Source organism: Corynebacterium sp. UMB9976, assembly GCF_030212265.1.
Classification (GTDB): Bacteria; Actinomycetota; Actinomycetes; order Mycobacteriales; family Mycobacteriaceae; genus Corynebacterium.
Map to the genome: position 1 here is coordinate 1 of NZ_JASODY010000019.1, position 18,496 is coordinate 18,496.

Here is an 18,496-nt window from a genome sequence, read left to right on the forward strand (position 1 = left end):
GATGCAATATCGGAATCAGACCCTTGAACCCCTCACCGCCTAGAATTAAACCAGTCCAACTTTCGGGGGCTAGTTCACGAAACAGCCGATGCGGGGGTTTGGGGCGGTAAAACCGGTGAAGGTTTAGCGCTTGGAGTACTGCGGCGCACGACGTGCACCGTGCAGACCTGCCTTCTTACGCTCGACAGCACGAGCGTCGCGGGTCAGGAAGCCAGCCTTCTTCAGCTGGGTGCGCTCCTCCGGGTTGTACTTGTTCAGGGCGCGGGCGATAGCCAGACGCATCGCACCAGCCTGGCCGGACGGGCCGCCGCCGGTCAGGGTTGCCTGGATGTCGAACTGGTTCTCGCGCTCCAGCAGGACCAGCGGGTCCTTGATGAGCTGCTCGTGGAGCTTGTTCGGGAAGTAGTCCTCCAGTGCGCGGCCGTTGCAGGTGATCTGGCCGGAGCCCTCAACCATGCGGACGCGGACGATGGCGCGCTTACGGCGACCAACGGTCTGGATCGGGCCCTCGTACAGCGGAGCAGCCGGTGCGGCCTCTTCGGCCTCCTGGCCCTCGACGTTGAGGGAGTCACCGATGGATGCCACGAACTCCTCGTTGGCAGCGTCGGTGGAGGTGTACTGTGCGGCCTCGTTCTCGAAGGCCTCGGTGTTGTCGAAGTTCTCAGCCATTACTGTGCCACCTGCTTGATCTCGTAGGTCTCTGGCTTCTGAGCAGCGTACGGGTGCTCGGAGCCGGCGAAGACGCGAAGCTTCTTAACGGAAGCGTTGGACAGCTTGTTCTGCGGCATCATGCCACGGACAGCCTCTTCGATGACGCGCTCTGGGTTCAGTTCCAGGGAACGGCCCAGGGTCATGGACTTCAGGCCACCTGGGTAGCCAGAGTGGCGGTAGCGCATCTCGCGGTCACGCTTGTTGGAGGAGATGTGCACCTTGTCGGCGTTGATGATGATGACGTTGTCGCCGCAGTCAACGTTCGGCGCGAAGGTCGGCTTGCCCTTGCCGCGCAGCAGGTCAGCTGCGGTGACGGCCAGGCGACCCAGCACCACGTCAGTGGCGTCGATGACGTACCACTTACGGGTAATGTCACCGCTCTTCGGGTGGAAAGTAGTCACGTTGGACTCCTGTAGGTCGAATCGGAACTGCCAGCCAGAGCTGCGCTCGAGCGCGGTGAATGTACTGCTCGGGGGCAGTTTCTTCCGCTGCTCAAGGATCCTCGGCGGCCGGTGGAGACCCGAGGACACGTTATGCAACCTTTAACACCCTAGCTATCCGCAGCTCATACGCCAAATTTTAGGACGTCGCTACGCCCGCCTCCTGGCTCGCCGGCGGAGCGCTTCACGACCGCGCGCGGTGCGATGCGGAGGAACGCTGGGCACGGCGACGTCCTCCTCTTGAACGACCCTTGCCCGGGAAAACGGTGGCGTCCTGTCCCTTGCCCACGCGCTCTTCACTGCACCCCCACGCACGGCAACACCCCGCGGGGAACCCCACGGGGTGCGTGCCCAGCCGTTCAGGCTTCCAAGCGCTTCGGCCGGTTCAGCTGATCGGGCTGGTGTGGTCAGTTACGCCGCCCGCTACGCCCAGCTGCGGGCCGCCGAGGTGTTGATCTGGCTCATGCGGTCGTTGGCCTGGCGGACCGTCACGCTGATCTGGCCGAGCACCTCGTTGAGCTCAGCGGCCGCACGGTCCCAGCGCAGCTGCGCCTGTTGGTAGGCCTCCGAGGACTCGCCCTCCCAGTCCGCGACCAGTGGCTGCAGCTGCTGCTTGAGGTCCTCCAGATTGCCGTTGATCCGCCCCCGGGTCTGGTTAATATCGTCGGCTGTCTGCGCGATCATGCCGAAGTTGTACTTGATCATTGTTCTCAAATCCCCCCTGGATTTTCTCTGTGCGGTGCGGCCCCTGTTGCGGAAGCGGCCGCATCAACCACTGATTTAGCGGAATGCCTGCATGTTCTCGAGCTCGGTGTCGTCGAAGGAGCGCGCGTTGGCCCGGATGTTCTCCGAGATACTATTCAGTGCTTCGCTGAGCTCCCGGGCGCTGGTGTTCCACCGCTCCATCAGGTTCTGGAATGCCCCCTGCGCCTGGCCTCGCCACACGCCCGAGGTTTCCGCGACGATGCCTTGCAGCCGGGACAGCTCCCCCTGGATGCTGGCGTTGACCTGGTCAACGTTGCTGGCCGCCCCGGTCATCGTTGCGACATCTGTCCTAAAACTCATGTTCCCTCCCCATGTTTTCGCGAACCGGTTATCGGTCCGTCAGAAGTATTAGACAACTAACGGACCCGAAAGGTTCCCGGTTTCCCAAAAATCCTTCAAATTCCTCGCCCTACCTACCCGCTCCCCCGCGTTCCCCACCCCACTCTTCCCTGCGTTCCGGCCCATCCCTCTCCTCCCCACCCCCGCGTTCCGGCCTATCCCTCTACTCCCTGCCCCTGCGTTCCTGTGCCCCGCGCTCCCCTCGCGTTCCCCACCCCGCACCCCCAGCACGTTTTGCAGAGTTTGATGTCGCTTTTGGCCCGATTTTCGGCATCAAACTCTGCAAAACACACGGGGTGGAGCGCAAAACACACGGGGTGGAGCGCAAAACACACGGGATAGAGCACAAACACACGGGGGCGGAGGGCAACGAACACGGGGTCGGGCGAAACGCAGGGGTCGGAGTGCAACGCCCACGGAGGCGGAGTCCAATACACAACGCGGGCACGGGGCCGGGATGCCCCAAAACGCCACGGACCGGTCACTGGTCTTTTCAGGACGTCGAGCTAAACTGCAGGTCATGACGCCTTCCCCGCCCCTGGATGCGCCAACGGCAACCCCCGCCACACCCCTGCGGACGAGCATCGCCGAGTTCCTCGTGGACCGCCCTGCCGGCGCGGACGAGGACGTCCACATGTGCACCGCGATCGTGGACCACGTGATCCGTGCATATTCCGCCCCTGGCGACATGGTTTTTGATCCCTTCGCGGGCTTTGGAACCACACTCATCCGTGCCGTGCGGCTCGGCCGGCGCGCCGGAGGCACCGAACTGCTGCCGGAACGAGTGGCTCAAATTCGCGCCGCCGCACCGGGGGCGAGCGTGGTCGCAGGGGACGCGCGCCGGATCCTGCCGATGTTGGCGTCGTCGTCAGAACATCGGCAAGAAAACGGGCCGCGACCTGCGGTGGACCTGGTTCTCACGTCCCCGCCGTATATGGCTGCGACGGAGGACGAGGCCGATCCGCTGGAGGCTTATGAGTGCGGCGGCGGGGACTATCGGCGTTACCTCGCGGAGCTGGGCGAGGTGGCGGCCGTATGCGCGCGGCTGGTGGTTCCCGGTGGACACGTGGTGTGGAACGTGGGCGATATTCAGCATGCCGGGGTGCTGACCCCGCTGATCGCGGACTGCGCCGAGTTGCTGGCAGAGCACCTAGAGCAGGTGGCCGTGGTGGAGATCGAGTGGGATGAACATCCGCACGACATCGTGCGCGACGCGCTGCTCGTCTTCCGGCGCAAGGCGTAGCTGCATGGGACTGGCTGGAGGGATTAGCCGGCTCCGGGAGGAGCGTCGCCCTCCCCTGGGGAAACAGCGGGTTTAAAAAAGGAAGAACTGGTCCGTGCTCGGCACGCGGAGGCCAGCTTCCGCTGCGATGAGCTGGCGCAGTTCCGGCGGGCTGAGTTCGTCGAGGGCGCGGATGTAGTCCGGGACGATGGCCCGCGGTAGGCGCAGCCCCATCGTCAGGTGCGGGATCCAGCGCGGGCCGCGCCCCTCCGGGTTTGCGGTGCTGATCACGCGCGCCGCGGTTTCGAGCTCGTCGCTGGCTTCCAGCAGCCACGCGACGGTCTGCTTGCGCCGGGTGCCGAACACAACCGTGCCCATCCGCTGCAGGGTGGCGGGCATCAGGGGCGCGAGGAGTTCTTCGGCCAGGTCCACGACGGGTTCTTCCATGCGCGGGGCGAAGGTGATGGTGATGTGCGGGGTTTGGTGCTGGGTGGGAAAACCTCGCTGTTCGAGCGCGGCGAAGATCTCCCGGACCTGCGCTTCTTGTTCTTCCGCGAGGTGCAGCAGGATGTTTTCCGGGGACGTCACCGCGTTCACCTCCGCTCTTCCCAGCCGTTCCTGTGGTGCTGTCACTAAGCACCGCTTCTGCCTGCACCCTACCGAAGCGGCTGCGTACCCCGAAGCGGCCCTGGCGTGGCCTCCGCCCGGCACTGACTCGGCAATGGCATCGTTCCGGCGTGGCGAATTGGTCGAGGCGGAACGGACGCACACACCTCACCCGCCTGCCGCGAACGCCTCATCCCGGTTGCCGCGAACGCCTCATCCCGACGTGCCGCGATCGCTTCACCCCGGCGGACACCTCTCCCCGTCGGGTGCGGTGGAAAGGGCGCCGGCGCCGCAGCGCTTACTTCTCCGGCCGGGCCGAGTCCACCACCTGCTCGCAGACCCGCGAGCGCACTGGGTTGGGCTCCCGATATTGGCAGCCGATGGACACCTGGTGGCCATCCACAAGCCGGACGTACCAGAGCGTTTCGGAGTCCGGGTACTTCTCCCGGTAGCTAACCGGGGATTCGCTGGCGACCTTCGTGCCCGGCGCGTCCCGCAACGCTTTGAGCACGGCTTTATCCAATTCCGCCTGGCTCTTCAGCGGTGCGGGTTTTGCGGCCAGCAGCACGCGCATGCCAGCGTCCTTCTCAGACTGGTAGGTCTCCCGCTGCGGGGTGGCTTCGGCGAGGTTCCACCCCTTCGGCCAGTCCGCCGTCACGGGGACGTCGGCACGGTCGGCGGCGCGGTGGTCGGCATCTTTGCCGTTGATCTTCGGATCCTGCATGCCCGGCCTGTTCGGCGGCGGGGTGAATGGTGGCGGGGTCTCTGGCTGGCGGTTGCGGTCCGAATCCCCCTCCCCGGCATCTTCCCCGCCGGCGCTCTCCCCGGCACCTGGCTCGACCTGCCCGGCCTGCCCGGCGGCACCGCCTTCGGCGTTCGCGACCGCCTGGGTGTCCTCCCCGGCACCACCGGCAGCGTCCAGCGCGAGCCCGGCGGCCATTGCTCCAGCCACGATGATGATCGCGACGAAGGCCGCAGCCACCGGGCTGGCTCCCAGCGGGAGTTTCCGCGGTGCCGCCGCACCCGCTCCCCCACGGTGTACTGCGGGCCGAGTTGCCCCGGCCTTGTCCCGTGAGCCTGAAAGGTCCCAGGACAGAACCCGGTTGGGTGTCGCCCGTAGCTCTTCTTCGGGAGGCACGCCCGGCGCGGGTGCTCCCTGCCCGAGTGCTTCCGCGTGCGTGAGCTTCCCGGCATCCGCGCCACCTCCGGCGCCACCCGTGGCCCCGGCGCCCGCCCTCATCGGCTCTTCCGGGCTCAGCGCCAATAGCTCCTGTTGTGCGACCGCGAGGCTGCTGGCCAGGTTCATCGCGTACTGGGTGTCCACCACCCGCGCTCGGAACCCAGCCGCACGCAGATAGGTGGCGATCGGGGCGGCTTGCCCGCCCGTGACCAGCACGTCCGGCTCGGACTCACCCACTCCATAGGGGAAGTGGTCCCGCGGGATACCGGAGTCCAGCCCCGCTGCGTGCGGACTATTCATCCGCTGCTGCATCACCTGGGTGACCAGTTCGGTGAGGTCGTCCAGCTCTTGCAAGTCAATCCCGCTGCCGCGGAACGCGAGTGTGCTGGCCGTATCGGGCCCGGTGATGGGAGGCATCGTGAGGCTGAACCCAGTGAGCAAATCTGTGACCTGGTCACCGTGGACCAGCAGCCCCGACTCGTAACGGGCAACGGCCTCCGCGAGCAACCCCATCGCTGGGATCGGGGGTTTGGTTGCGCTCGGATTCATCACTTCTCCTCCTTCTCGGACGCACCCGTGGCGCCGGTTACGGTTTGTTCACGTGCTTCGACTGGCGCGGACGATGCAGTGGCCTCCGCCTCTGCGACCTGGACCAGCCAGGATTCTGCGTGGACGTACACGCCGCGGCCAGGTTGGCGTCGACACAGTTTCTGGCCTGCGATCGGACCGTCCTCACGCGGCGCGGAGAGCAGCAGCCACGCGCTGTGGTCGCGCATCGCCTGCATGAGTGGATGGAAGGCCGAGCGGGCGAACTGCCCCGAACGACGGGCGAGCACCAGGTGCAAGCCAATGTCCGCCGCGTAGGGCAGCAGCGGCACGAGCGCGTCGAGGCCAGGGTCGTTGTCCGAATCGTCGACAATCACAAACAATTCGGGCCCGGACCACCAGGAACGGTCCCGGAGCTCCTCGACGGAGACGTCCTTCGGCACGCGGGACTGCAGCACCTCGCCCCATTCGGCGAGGCGCTGGCGGAACTGCTCCGCGCCCAGGTAACCGGGGCTGCCGAGCAGGCCGCGCCGGGTGTCCGTGGCCAACACTTCCGCGCGACCCTCGGGCAGCTGGTTGATGCTGGCGGCCACCGTGCGCAGCGCGCTGGTCGCGCCTGCCCCGGCCTGACCGATGACGACCAGGTGCGGGAACTCCCCGCTGTCCCAGGCCACCGCATCCAGGCGGGGCCCGCCCAGCGCGAAGGGCACCACCGGGGCGTGTGCACCCATCGCGTGGCCTCTCGCTGCGGACTCCCCCGTTGAGTCCACGGCAGCGTGCTTGCCAGCCGTAGCTGTACCCGAACGGGCACCATTCGCACCGGCGTCCACGCCCGGTGTGGAGCCACACCCCGGCATGCCGCCCAGCAGCTCCGCCAGCCCGATCCGGTCCGGCAGGACCCGCATCGCAACATCCTTCTCGCCCCGGGCCACGCTGACTTTGCGCACGTGCTCCACGTCTTGGGCAGCGCAGAACGCCACCTGGATGTGCTTGCCGTTGTGCGACACCCCGCGCCCAGGGACGTCCGGCAGGGACTTCTGCGCGTCCCGGAACTCGGCGTCCAGCGCGGTCATCTTCATCTCCACGTGTCCGGTCAGCACGTCACGCAGCGAGGGCCGGAAGTTCCAGCGCAGCGCGGTGACCACCACGTGTAGGCCACGTTCCAGCCCGCTGGTGGCCAGCTGGATGAGCCGCTGCTCCTCCTCCCCAATCGCGGTGAGCTGATCCAGCCCGTCCACGATCAGCACGCGCGGGCCTTCCACCAGGTCCACCTCGTCCAGTAGGCGCCCCGCATGCTCCGGGCCAACCACCGCCGCGACCTGCGGCAACCGCGCCAGATCGCGCAGCGAACCACCGGGGTCGAAAATGTAGATCGGCACGCCCGGGCTGCTCAGCCCAAGTGCGAGCACCAGCGCGCGCACCGCCATTGTCTTGCCCGTCCGTGGTTGCCCGACGATCGCCCAGTGCCGCCGGTTCAGGTCCATCCGGTAAGTCCGCTGCACCCCTTCGAACGGCAGGTCCTCCAACCCGATCGTCGCCGTCAGCGGTTCCATCTTCACCGACGACGACGCCGCTGCCGCCGCACCCGCTCCGATCCCCGTCCCGGTGTTCTCTGGTCCAGCCTCCGGTGCGCCTGTATCCGACTCCGCCAGCACCTCGTGGGCTGGCAGCATCGTGGGCAGTGGCGGCAACCAGATCGGGTTCTTGTTCGGCCCCTGCAGCCGGTCCACTACCAGCTGCAGGGTGGTGGTCGTGGACTCCACCTCGCTGCCAAGCTCCTGGATCAGCCGCTGGTCACGGGGCAGCTCTGGGCCGGAGACGTAGGCGCTGTGGAAGCGCACCGTGTCGTGGGCTGAAAGGATGGCGGCACCCGGGTTCGCGGGTAGCTCAAACGCCGCAGTGGAGCCGATCAGCGCCCGCGACTCCGCGGCCGAGAATGTCCGCAGCGCAATCCTGTAACTCAGGTGGGATTCCAGGCCGCGCAGCCTCCCCTCCTCGAAGCGCTGGCTGGCCAGCAGCAGGTGCATCCGCAGGCTGCGGCCCAGCCGCCCGATCGCGGCGAAGACCTCCGCGAACTCCGGCCGGTTCTGCAGCAGCTCAGAGAACTCATCCACGACGATGAACAGCGCCGGCATCTGACCCGGGAAGGCCTCGTTGAACTCCAGGGCCGTGGACATCCCTGCCGCCCGGAGCCGCTCCTGCCGCCGGTGCATCTCACCGAGCAGCGAGTCCTGCATGCGATCCACCAGCCCGGCTTCATCCACCAGGTTGGTGATCACCGCGGAGGTGTGCGGCAACTTGTCCAACCCCAGGAAGGCCGCGCCACCCTTGAAGTCCACGAGGATGAAGTTCAGCTCCTCCGGGCTGTGGTTGTGCGCGAAGCTGACTACCACGGATTTCAGCAGTTCGGATTTACCCGAGCCCGTCGCCCCGATACACAACCCGTGTGGCCCGATCCCGCCCAGCGCGGATTCTTTAATGTCCAGGTACACCGGCGCGCCAGAGAACCCGATCGGGGCGCGCAGGTCCCCGCCCGGCAGCTCCAGCAGGCTTGTGCCGGAAGTCACCTGGGAGCGCGACCGGCACACCATCGCCAGTTCCACGTCGCTGAGCTGGTCCGCCAGGCCGAACGGCGCCCAACCATCAACGGTCCACGCGCTCATCGCGAAGCCTTCCTCAGCCCCCGCGACGTGCAGGTACAACCCTTGGCTCTGTGCGGCATCCACCCACTCGCTGCTGGGCTCCACCACCACCGAGTTCAACGTCACCGGATCCGCACCCGTGCAAAAATTCACCCGCACCGACCCATCGTGGGGCAGCCACTGATCATGCGGCCCGCGCACGCCGACGTCCTCCGGAGGTTGGGCGACCAGCTGCGCCTGCATCGCACGCGCCAACCCCGCCGCACCGTCGCCGACGATCGCGATATACGGGAATGCACGCACGTCCACCGCCACGGGTGCCTCGATCGTCGCGGTGCGTAGCGCCAGGTCACGCAGGCTCATCGCGCTCACCGGCTCCAGGTCCTCCGGCGGAGCATTAACCGGGATCTCCAGCGGATCATCCGGTGCCTGCACCGCCATTCCAATGCGCACCACCCCAGGGGCCGCGCTCGGCAACTCGCCGGCATGGATGTGGTTCCACAGCGTGCCCGGGTGCGGATGCTCCCGGTTCATGCGAACCAGCTGCTCGCGCCGGGCTTTCTTGACCGAATCGGACAGCGCGTCCAGGTGCCGGTGGAACCCCCTACGGACCTCGTTGACGTCCGTGCCGGACTGGAACATCATCGCCATCGAGCCCAGCATCATCAGCGGGAAGATGAACGTCATTGGCGATCGTCCCGCCCCGGACATCACCATCGCCGCAACCATTCCCAGCACCGCGACCAGCATGATCGCGGGCATGAGTATGCGGACGAAGGGCTGTTTTTCCTTCGGCAAAGTTGGTGGTGATTGCGCTTTCACCGCGGTTTCCCCCTTGTATTGAACCCCTCAACTGACCACTCGCGCCCCTGCCCCCGCAGGTTGCTGGCACTATCGCCACCCCGTGTGCCCAGCGGGAATGCGCCGGACGGGTCAGCTCAATGGCCGTGTGCGCCTAAACATAGACCCCGGTGCAGACATCTCGTGGCGAAATCCCCCAATTTGCCACCCCCGTGTCCGCCCCACCCGCTATTGTTCTGTTCAGTCCTGGCTGGGGTATTCGGGTCGGGGCGAAAAATTGGGGGAAAATTTGAGGGGGATATTTTGATTGCCATCAGCATTTCGGTGCCCAGCACGGGCAAGGTGATTAACGCCGCGGTGGCGGATCACGTGCCGGTCGCTGAGCTCATTCCGCATCTCGTGGACCCGGAGCCGGGGCAGCTGTGGGAGCTGCGCCGGGCAGTGGGGGTGGTTGCGCCGGAGCAGTCGCTCGCGGAGGCCGGCATCCACGCGGGCGAGGCCTTGGCTTTGCACTGTCGCAAGCCCGCCGAGCCGCCCGCCCCGCCGTTGGAGGCGGCGGATGAGCTTTCCGGGGACGTCGGCACCAATTACGCCGCGTGGATCATCGCTGCTGCCGTGGTGTTGCTCGCCTTCCGCGCGACCCCGTTGTGGCATCCGTTGGATTTCCACGGTGCCGCTCATTTTGGTTTTCAGGACGCCGCCGCGGGCGGTGGGGTCGACCTCGCAGTGTTGTTGCCGCTGGTCTTCAGCACCTTCGCTGCGGTGGCAGTGGCCGCACTGAGCTTGTTTGATCGGCGGTTTGTCCCGGTGGCAGCGGCCCTGGGTTTTGCCGTCGGGTTGAACGTGAACGTGCTGGTGGGCTGCGTGGTCGCCGCGCTGTTGGTGTGGCGGCCGGGGCCGGTGCGAGTGGGAACGATCGCGGCTGCGGTGTTGGCGGCCATCAATTTCTGGTCGCCGATCACTGCGCTGGCCGCGGTGGTGCTGCTGATCTACTCCGGCCAGTTGGCGCTGGCGATTGCGAAGGTCGTGGTCCCGCGCGTACCGGCTGCGGGTGTGTTCCGCGATCCGGTGGCCAACGAGGCCGGCCCGGTGGTGCAGGTGCACTCCGCGCTGGTGGCGGCGGCCTGTGCGTGGTTATTCGCCTCCGTGATTCAGCTGGCGCCGTGGGGTGGGCCCACCCCGTCAGTGTGGACGGTGCTGCTGGTGGTCACGCTGGTCGTGGCCGCGTTGTCTGCCCGCGGTACTCGCCCCTTCCACGCCAATGCGCTGGCCGTGATGGCGGGTTGTTCGATCGTGTGGCTGGGCCATCAGGTGCCGTGGGGTGTGCTGGCGTTGGTGCTGGTGGCCTTACCTCTAGTGCAGATCTCCTCGCCTCGGGTGGGCCGGATCGTCGACGCCCTGGAAGCCGTGGCATTCTGCGCGGCAGTACCGCTGGCGCTGCATGGCGCGGGTGTATTTGAGCTGATCAGGGGGCTTGGATGACTCCCCCACCAGCAGCTCCCGCACGCGGGAACATCAACCTCAACTGCCAGGAACAGGCACGCGACCCGGACCTCCACCTGCCAGCGCCGGCATATCCGCACGACCTGGCCACGGGCCACGGCAGCACCATCATCGTGGTGGACACCGGTGTGGCCCTGCCGGGGGCGACCGGGGAACGGGATTCGTGCATTCTGCACGGCACCGCGGTGGCCACGACCGCCGCGCAGGCCGCGCCCGGCGCGCACATCCACAGCCTTCGGCACGCCTCCCGGCCCGACGCGGTGGAGGGCACCGTCGAGGAGCTGGTCACGGCCCTCGACCAGGCGCGGAAGGTCAAGGCCAAGCACAAGATCGTCAACGTCTCGATGGTCACCTGCGAACCCGCCCCGGCGCTGGAGAAAGCGGTGCGCGAGCTCGTCGCCGACAACGCACTGGTGGTCGCACCCATCGGAAATATGGGGCAGTGCGACGCCGGGGCCGCGACGTTCCCGGCCTCCCTGCCAGGGGTGCTGTCCGTCGGGGCTGTGGAAAGCGGCACCGTCATGGGCGGTGGCGCGGGGCCTGCCGGAGGCGCCGCGGCGACGAGCACCGCCGGAGCTGGTGCAGGACGCGCCGCCACGGGCGGGGGTTCGCCCGGCGACCACCCCGCCCCGGCCGTCCTCAACAGCGGCCGGGTGCCCGCCGCCTACGGACTGGCCGGAGTTCCCGCGGACATCTACGCGCCGGGTGGCCCGGTGGTCGCGCAGGTGGGCGATGGCCCGCCGGTGGTGGGCTCGCCGGAGCCTTTCATCGGCACGAGTTTCGCCGCCCCCGTGGTCAGTGGGGTGGCTGCGATGGTCTGGCAGCTCCGCCCGGAGCTCACGGCCGCAGAAGTGACAGGCCTGCTGCGGGAGACCGCGCAACCAGGTGGCGCCATCGACGGCGTGGAGGGGTTGCAGACCGCGCGGGTCGTGGATCCTTCGGCCGCCCTGAGCCTGGCTCGCGACCAGCAACGGAACCATATGGCGGACGCGGCGGGCCAGGATCACCGTGGGGACGGTGCCGTGGAACGCGCCCAGGCGGGCCTGCCCGGCGGCCCCCACGATAAAAACCCCGGCAACGAAGCCGGGGCCCACGACGCGGCCACCTCCGGTGCCTTCGATGCGCCCGGCGATGCCGTGGCCGACGTCCCGGTGGCGGTCACCGCCGCGCCCGTCGCCGAGCAGGTGACGGATTACCGGGTGCCGTTGGTGCTCTCTGCGGTGTTGGCGGTGGCCTTAGTGCTTGTGCTCGTTGCCCGGGCATTCGCTTCGGAGAGCACCCCGCCTTCCGGCAGCCCGGAGATCACCCGCCAGGGCACCTGAGTGTGCTCGGTGAAGCCGAGGGCCGTGAGGTCCTCGGCCTTGCCCACCGTGAAGCGGGTTCCGGTGGCGTCGATCAGGAAGAAGCCACGCTCGGTGAGCAACGCGCTCGTGCCCGCAGGTCCGGCGTAAGCCGCCCGGGGGTCCTGCGCCGCGCCCTCGTCCTTGCTTTCGGTCCCAGCCCCGCCAGCAGAACCGTCAGCCTCCCCGCCAGCCTCCCCGCCAGCGGCCCCGTCACCGGCACCGGTGCGCTTACCGTCGCCGTCCCCGTCAGTCCCGGTGCTCTTACCGTCACCGTCACCCGCCGGCTCCGCCAAGCCCTTCTCCCCCAGGCAGGCTTGCTCCGGGTGCGCCCAGGAGGCCTCCCGGTCGGGAACGTTTGGCAGCAGGTCAATCATCGGCTGCGCCATGACCGCCCCCAGCTCCGCATCAAAGCTCCCACCCGGTGCGAGGGCCTCCACGTACTCCCGGCGCGGGCCGGTCACCTCCGAGACCCCGCCGTGGCCAACCAGGAATGCCCGGTCACCGGCGTGCGCCACCGTCCCCGCCCGGTGGAAGGGCTTCTTCAACCCGGAAAGCCCACGCGGGATCAAGCTATCGGCCTGCTCATCGAAGCGATTCAGCAGCTCCGGGGCCATCGGGATCTCCACCGCCCCGAGGGCGCGCGCGGCCCCACCCTCCGCGAGGCTGCGCTTCGTGCCATCGATCAGCCACACCGCCTTGCCGGAGCGCACCACGCCCCGCTGGTAGCTTGCCACCTCCCCGACGGCCCGGACCTGCAGCGTATCCGGCTTCCCCGCAGCCTCCGAGGTATCGCACACCAGCCACTGCCGCACCGGCGCGGGGTTCAGCCCCGGCACGTGCCCAATGCCCACCGCGGGCCCCATCGGAGCTCCCCCATTGCCCTCCTGGATCAGCGCCGCAGTGGAGTTCTTCACCTCCACCGGCTGCCGCAGCACCAGCCGGGCGCTCGCCACGTTGCTCACCGGGTGGAAACCGTCCTCCAAGCGGATATGAAGGCTTCCCTGCTCATCGGCGACGAGGGCGGCGTCGTCAATGGAAGGGGCCGGTCGCAACAGCGAAAGCATCACCGCACCACCTGCGATCAGCGCGCTCAGCAGAAGCCCGACCCCGATGCTGCGGCGTTGGGCGCGCAGCGGGTCGTGGGCCATGCGCGGATCGCCGATGACCAGCGCGAGCTCCAGCCGTCGGAGCAGAAAACGGTAGCCCGATACTTGCAGACTTGTGGTGCGCACGATCTCCCCCTGAATTCTGTGCGTTGTCCCTGGTGCGCGGTGCTTAACGCTCGTTCCCCGCAGTCCTGCCGCAGGAGCCGCACCGCTGCCCTCCCCCGAGGGCGATTTCTTCAATCTAATGCGCGCGCCGGTCCGCTGTGACAAAATTCGGGAGAATCAACAAGGGATGTGGGGCATCCCGGGGGATATTCAGGGGGAATTCGCGTGGCTATAGTGCATGTTTTGCTCATCGGGATCGTTGCGGCACTGGCTGCTGCGGGTGGTTGGTGGCTGTGGAGCGCCCGGGGCCGCCCGGAGGATCAGGAGCGGCAGGTGTGGCGGATCGCGCCTGCTCCGCACGACTTTTTCGACGCCCCGGAGCCGGTCACCGTGGGTGTTTCGCGCCTGGTTGCCGGCATGGGCGCGTCCGGCTCCGAGGTGCCGGGAGAGGACGTCGACGCCGCCCACCCCAGCACCGTTTTTCACGCTCCGTCTTCTTCCATTGGGGACGTCAGCACGAACGCCAGCGCGGTGGCCGCCCCGCCGCTGCTGGTACACCAGCAGGATCTCGGCGGGGAACTGCCCGCCCTGCTCACCGGGAACGTGGGCGCGACCTTCGCCTCGATCCCGGCATCGTTCAGCGAGCGGGTACCGTTCGCGGCTGCCGGCTCCGGGGTGGTGGCCTGGCCGGTAGATGGTGCTGCTCCGTCCACCGACACAGGGCCAGAGAACGGTGCGCAGCGGGAGTTCACTGACCCGGGCCCGACGTTCCGGGCGCTGCCTGCACCTGGCTGGCTGCTGGGGTTGAGCGCTACGGGCAATCCGGTGCAGGTGCAGCTCGTGCCGGGATCCACCGTGCTGCTGCATGGGGCTGGTTCCGCCGAGCGCCTGCTGGAACGCCTGCCCGCCGACCTGCCCTGGGTTCAGGTTCTCCGCGCGGAAACCCTCCCCCTCCCAAGCGGCGAGGCAAAGACCACGAACACGCAGTCCTTCGCCGGGGCTTCGACACCGGCTAAGGAGCCCCGTGATCTCGGGGCCCGCTGGCGGGAAGCCTGGTCGCCGACCATCTGCCGGGTTGTATTGGCTTCCTCCACCGAGGAGGCCACTCGCCACGGCATCATCGCGGATCTGTTCATTGATTCCCGCGGCACTGTGAGCCACCGCGGGCATGAGGTCCGCTTCGATCCGATGCACCTACCAAGCACCAACGCGCTCGAGCACGCGGAAGCCTCCCACTAGCGACTCTGGAAAACGCGCCGCGATATACCGCTATCAGCAAAAGCAATCCGCTAACCGCGAACAATCTTGGATTTCTTTCCCGGAGGGCACTCCCAGCCCACGGGGCTAGGCATACCGAGATCATCCACCAAAACTCGAAGAGCAGCGTCGGGACAATCCCGCACAGCCGCAGCTGTCTGAATCTTCCGCCACTTCAGTCGCGCTTCAGCCAGCCGATCTTCCCAGTCTTTTTTCCTCGGAACTTTCAGCTTGAATTCTTGCCGCAGGGCTTCCAATACATCTTCCAGGCATGGACGGAACCTGTGACCACCCGTAGGAAAGTGAAACCTCGACAAGGAGGGATACGTCTCGATGAAGTTTTTAACCTTTTTATCGTTACTGGGGTTGAGCTTCCTATGCAGCCCCAGAAGATGAGTCATCTCATCCCGATGGGCATGAACATGGATATGAGAACTGGGGTAGCTCGACTTCCGTCGGTCGTATTCGACTCGAAATAGGGGCTCGCCATTTGCTTTATCTCGGGGATAAACCGCAAACGACGACCGCTCAACCGCCAAGAAGGACTTCGTTGAGTCCCACGAGCATCTGAACTCGATCCTTAACCCCAAAATCGCGTGTTCATTCAAGCGGAGCGGAATAATCCCTGCTTCCTCGTCGTGTTGTGCCAGCCGGATGGAGACGGCGCCTGGCTCCATCACTTCGGTCGAAAACTTGAAGTCTCGACCCGTGAAGGCTCTGACAGAATCCCGCAGGTCATCAACAAACTCATGTACCAGAGTGTCGAGTTTTTCGATTGTTTCCCCTCTCTCGAAGCAACCCCTGCTTCGTCTTTTCGCGTGCGCTACTCCAGACCCAGTAGCCACCGCAGCTCGGTGATACGCTCCCACTTCGCGAACTCTCGCGGGGTCAGGTTGTAGCTATAGGCACGGCTTTCGAACTCTACGAGGTCTCCGCCCACAGAACGCTCCAGTTCAGCTAGCTCCTTCTCAGCAGCGACCTTGGAGAGTGGTTCCAACAGTGGTGCAGACATCATGCCCTCCCTTCAATACCGATAGCCTTCACCGCCAGTATGCCCTCATTTGGGCGAAAAAGATAGGCAGAAAGCCACCCAGGCACAGCCGCCGTCAAACTCATCCACAGCCCGGATCCTACCCACCCCCAAAGCCGCTCTACAGCTCCCGTACCGCCCGCGTCTCCGCCGCCCGCGCCGCCAACTCCGAGGCGTCCGGGTAGTCCACGCCCACAAGGTTCAGCCCCTCCGCAGGCGCCACCGGCACCTGCGAGCTGCGCTCATCCATCTCCAACAGCTCGGCGGTGAAACCCTCCGGGCGTTTGCCCTCCCCCACCGTCAGACACGCGCCCACGATGGAGCGCACCATCGACCAACAAAACGCGTCCGCCACCACGTGCGCCTCATAAGTCTGTGGCTCCGAGGGCGTGGACACATCCTTCCAGGTGAACTCCTGCAGCTCCCGGATCGTCGTCGCCCCCTCACGGGCCTTGCAGTAGGCGGCGAAGTTATTCAGCCCCACCAGCGCATCCGCCGCGATCTGCACCTTCTCCAGATCCACGGGCCTGCGCCACCGGGCGGTGTCCCGCACCCGCCGTGGCAGTGGCCCGCCCGGGGCCGTGCACACCCGGTACACGTAGTGCCGCCGCAACGCAGAAAAGCGGGCGTCAAAACCCTCCGGGGCAGCCACCGCCGCGTTCAGGCGAATATCCTCCGGCAGCATCCGGGAGAGCCGCCGCACCAGATCCTCCGGCTTCCCGAGGCTGCGCTGAGTAAAAGCCTCCGCCGGAATATCCGCGTGGCAGACCTGCCCATCGGCGTGCACGCCGGCGTCCGTCCGCCCCGCCACTGTCAGCTCCACCGGAGTGCGGCACACCAGCGTAAGTTTCTCCTCCAGCACGCCCTGCACGGTCCGCAAGCCTCCTTTTTGGGCCGCCCAGCCGTGGAAATCCGTCCCGTCGTAGGAGACGTCCATCCGCACCCGAACGGTCTCCCCTCCACCGTCCGCGGCGTCCGTCACGACGTCACCCACCGCACCGTTAGCAGCGACGTCGCCATCCGCCCCCGTCACCGTCGTCCCGGCCCCGGTCGTCCCAGCCCCCGCTGCCCCAGTTTCCGTTGAACTCATGCCCCCAAACCTACCCGGCGGGCTCGTTGCCACCGAAACCCCGCCACCAACGTCTGCTCCCCTCCAGGGCTCCTCCCCAACCCGGCTCACCGCACCAGCCAGGCAACCCCAGCCACCGAAACCCGCACCAATAGCAAAAGCCGGGCACCACGCTCGTGCGTAGTACCCGGCTTACCGGCAGGCCCTCACGGAACCCGCCGGCTGGGAGATTGAAGGATCACCTCAGCGGAGAATTACTTCTCCTCTGCGGCCTCGTCCTTCTCCTCAGCTGCCTCAGCAGCCTTCTTCTCCTCGGCCTTCTTGGATGCAGCAGCGCGGGTTGCACGCTCTGCCTCCTTGGAAGCCAGCTCCTCGGTCACCAGGGAGATCTGGGACATCGGAGCGTTGTCTCCCTTACGGTTCTCCAGCTTGATGATGCGGGTGTAACCGCCCTCACGGCCTTCGAACTTCGGGGCCAGCTCGGTGAACAGGTGGGACACGACGTCCTTGTTCGGGATGAGCTTCAGAACGTTGCGACGATCAGCCAGGGTGCCGTTCTTGGCCTTGGTGATGATCTTCTCAGCGTAGGGACGCAGGAGCTTCGCCTTGGCGTCCGTGGTCTTGATTGCGCCGTTCTCGAACAGCTGGGCTGCGAGATTGGACAGGATCTTCTTCTGGTGGGAAGCAGATCCGCCCAGACGGGCGCCCTTCTTAGGGGTTGGCATGTCTTCTCCTCGAGTGGGTTAAAAGCTTTGAGCGCTTAAGTGCGATTTACTCCGCGATGTCTTCGCCCTCGGTCTCGACCCACTCACCGGTCTCGGCGTCGTAGCCTTCGATGTCGGAGAGGTCGAAACCTTCTGGGGAGTCCTTGAGTGCCAGGCCCAAGCCAGCCAGCTTGACCTTGACCTCGTTGATGGACTTCTGGCCGAAGTTCCGGATGTCCAGCAGATCGGACTCGGTGCGAGCAGCCAGCTCACCAACGGTGTGGATCTCTTCCCGCTTCAGGCAGTTGTAGCTGCGCACGGAGAAGTCCAGGTCCTCGATCGGCATGTTATATGCGGCGATGTGCTCGGATTCCTGGGGGGAGGGGCCGATTTCGATGCCCTCCGCCTCGGTGTTGAGCTCCTGTGCCAGGCCGAAGAGTTCGACCAGGGTCTTGCCGGCGGACGCCATGGCGTCGCGCGCGGACATGGAGCTCTTGGTCTCCACGTCGAGGATCAGCTTGTCGAAGTCCGTGCGCTGCTCGACACGGGTTGCCTCGACCTTGTAGCTGACCTTCAGGACCGGGGAGTAGATCTGGTCGACTGGGATGCGACCGATCTCGTCGGTGGAGGTGGCGGCTGGGACGTAGCCACGGCCGCGCTCAACGACCAGCTCGATATCCAGCTTGCCCTGCTCGTTGAGGGTGGCGATGTGCAGGTCCTTATTGTGGACCTCCACGCCTGCTGGGGTCTCGATGTCTGCGCCGGTGACCGCTCCTGGGCCTTCCTTGCGCAGGTACATGGTGACCGGCTCATCGAAGTCGCTCGACAGGACGAGGGACTTGATGTTCAGGATGATGTCGGAGACATCCTCCTTCACGCCCGGGACGGTGGTGAACTCGTGGAGCACACCATCGATCCGCAGGGAGGTCACGGCTGCACCTGGGATGGAGGACAGCAGGGTGCGGCGCAGGGAGTTGCCGAGGGTGTAGCCGAAGCCCGGCTCAAGCGGCTCGATGACGAACCGGGAGCGGGAGTCGTCGATGAACTCCTCGGACAGCTCTGGACGCTGGGAAATCAGCATGTGTTACTTCTCCTTGTCGGCGACCGCTATTTGACGCCGGTAGCAG

General features: G+C 66.4%; 16 protein-coding genes and 1 pseudogene. 4 read left to right on the plus strand and 13 right to left on the minus strand.

The features are described from left to right. Window positions 1-123: 123 nt before the first annotated feature. The 4 genes from rpsI to QP140_RS08225 form a co-directional block, all read right to left on the minus strand. The gene (rpsI, locus tag QP140_RS08210; RefSeq protein ID WP_015381273.1) at window positions 124-669 is read right to left on the minus strand and encodes a 30S ribosomal protein S9; all 546 of its coding nucleotides are present in this window, start codon (window positions 667-669) and stop codon (window positions 124-126) included. Further along, window positions 669-1,112, minus strand: coding sequence for a 50S ribosomal protein L13 (gene rplM / locus QP140_RS08215; protein ID WP_015381272.1), 444 nt, complete (start codon window positions 1,110-1,112; stop codon window positions 669-671). Before rplM ends, rpsI begins: the two co-directional genes overlap by 1 nt. A gap of 462 nt (window positions 1,113-1,574) precedes the next feature. Next, window positions 1,575-1,856 carry a WXG100 family type VII secretion target gene (locus QP140_RS08220; RefSeq protein WP_012359627.1) on the minus strand — a complete coding sequence of 94 codons (282 nt, stop codon included), beginning with the start codon at window positions 1,854-1,856 and terminating at the stop codon, window positions 1,575-1,577. A 75-nt stretch (window positions 1,857-1,931) separates the two neighbouring features. Further along, a complete protein-coding gene (locus QP140_RS08225) occupies window positions 1,932-2,216 on the minus strand; it encodes a WXG100 family type VII secretion target (protein WP_012359626.1) in 285 nt (94 codons plus the stop codon). Window positions 2,217-2,775: 559 nt separating this feature from the next. Here QP140_RS08225 and QP140_RS08230 point away from each other — a divergent pair. Further along, on the plus strand, window positions 2,776-3,498 hold the full coding sequence (locus QP140_RS08230; RefSeq protein WP_284759103.1) for a DNA methyltransferase: 723 nt from the start codon (window positions 2,776-2,778) through the stop codon (window positions 3,496-3,498). Between the two features lie 72 nt (window positions 3,499-3,570). Here QP140_RS08230 and QP140_RS08235 read toward each other — a convergent pair whose 3' ends face one another. The 3 genes from QP140_RS08235 to QP140_RS08245 form a co-directional block, all read right to left on the minus strand. After that, entirely contained in the window at window positions 3,571-4,065 is a 495-nt protein-coding gene (locus QP140_RS08235) for a 2'-5' RNA ligase family protein (RefSeq protein ID WP_284759122.1), read from the minus strand. Between the two features lie 316 nt (window positions 4,066-4,381). After that, entirely contained in the window at window positions 4,382-5,812 is a 1,431-nt protein-coding gene (locus QP140_RS08240; RefSeq protein ID WP_284759105.1) for a type VII secretion-associated protein, read from the minus strand. Then, on the minus strand, window positions 5,812-9,273 hold the full coding sequence (locus tag QP140_RS08245) for an FtsK/SpoIIIE domain-containing protein (protein WP_284759106.1): 3,462 nt from the start codon (window positions 9,271-9,273) through the stop codon (window positions 5,812-5,814). Before QP140_RS08245 ends, QP140_RS08240 begins: the two co-directional genes overlap by 1 nt. Window positions 9,274-9,555: 282 nt before the next feature. On the opposite strand from QP140_RS08245, the gene QP140_RS08250 reads away from it, so the two are divergent. Then, on the plus strand, window positions 9,556-10,734 hold the full coding sequence (locus QP140_RS08250; protein ID WP_284759108.1) for an EsaB/YukD family protein: 1,179 nt from the start codon (window positions 9,556-9,558) through the stop codon (window positions 10,732-10,734). Then, window positions 10,731-11,630 (plus strand): annotated as a pseudogene (locus QP140_RS08255) (S8/S53 family peptidase); the annotation flags it as partial. The gene QP140_RS08250 and the pseudogene QP140_RS08255, both read left to right, overlap by 4 nt. 317 nt (window positions 11,631-11,947) lie before the next feature. On the opposite strand, the gene eccB reads toward QP140_RS08255, so the two are convergent. Further along, entirely contained in the window at window positions 11,948-13,330 is a 1,383-nt protein-coding gene (gene eccB / locus QP140_RS08260; protein WP_284759110.1) for a type VII secretion protein EccB, read from the minus strand. A gap of 204 nt (window positions 13,331-13,534) precedes the next feature. Here eccB and QP140_RS08265 point away from each other — a divergent pair, with 204 nt between their 5' ends. Continuing rightward, a complete protein-coding gene (locus QP140_RS08265; RefSeq protein WP_284759111.1) occupies window positions 13,535-14,548 on the plus strand; it encodes a hypothetical protein in 1,014 nt (337 codons plus the stop codon). Window positions 14,549-14,598: 50 nt separating this feature from the next. On the opposite strand, the gene QP140_RS08270 is transcribed toward QP140_RS08265, so the two are convergent. From QP140_RS08270 to QP140_RS08290, 5 genes are all read right to left on the minus strand, one after another. Beyond that, the gene (locus tag QP140_RS08270; protein WP_284759113.1) at window positions 14,599-15,246 is read right to left on the minus strand and encodes a hypothetical protein; all 648 of its coding nucleotides are present in this window, start codon (window positions 15,244-15,246) and stop codon (window positions 14,599-14,601) included. Window positions 15,247-15,389: 143 nt separating this feature from the next. Next, window positions 15,390-15,581: a hypothetical protein gene (locus tag QP140_RS08275; RefSeq protein WP_246818011.1), complete on the minus strand. Its 192-nt coding sequence runs from the start codon at window positions 15,579-15,581 to the stop codon at window positions 15,390-15,392. 136 nt (window positions 15,582-15,717) lie between these two features. Further along, window positions 15,718-16,686, minus strand: coding sequence for a tRNA pseudouridine(38-40) synthase TruA (gene truA / locus QP140_RS08280; protein ID WP_284759115.1), 969 nt, complete (start codon window positions 16,684-16,686; stop codon window positions 15,718-15,720). 233 nt (window positions 16,687-16,919) lie between these two features. Beyond that, a complete protein-coding gene (gene rplQ, locus QP140_RS08285; protein WP_070761540.1) occupies window positions 16,920-17,390 on the minus strand; it encodes a 50S ribosomal protein L17 in 471 nt (156 codons plus the stop codon). A 46-nt stretch (window positions 17,391-17,436) separates the two neighbouring features. Beyond that, window positions 17,437-18,450: a DNA-directed RNA polymerase subunit alpha gene (locus tag QP140_RS08290; RefSeq protein WP_148813132.1), complete on the minus strand. Its 1,014-nt coding sequence runs from the start codon at window positions 18,448-18,450 to the stop codon at window positions 17,437-17,439. Window positions 18,451-18,496: the final 46 nt, after the last annotated feature.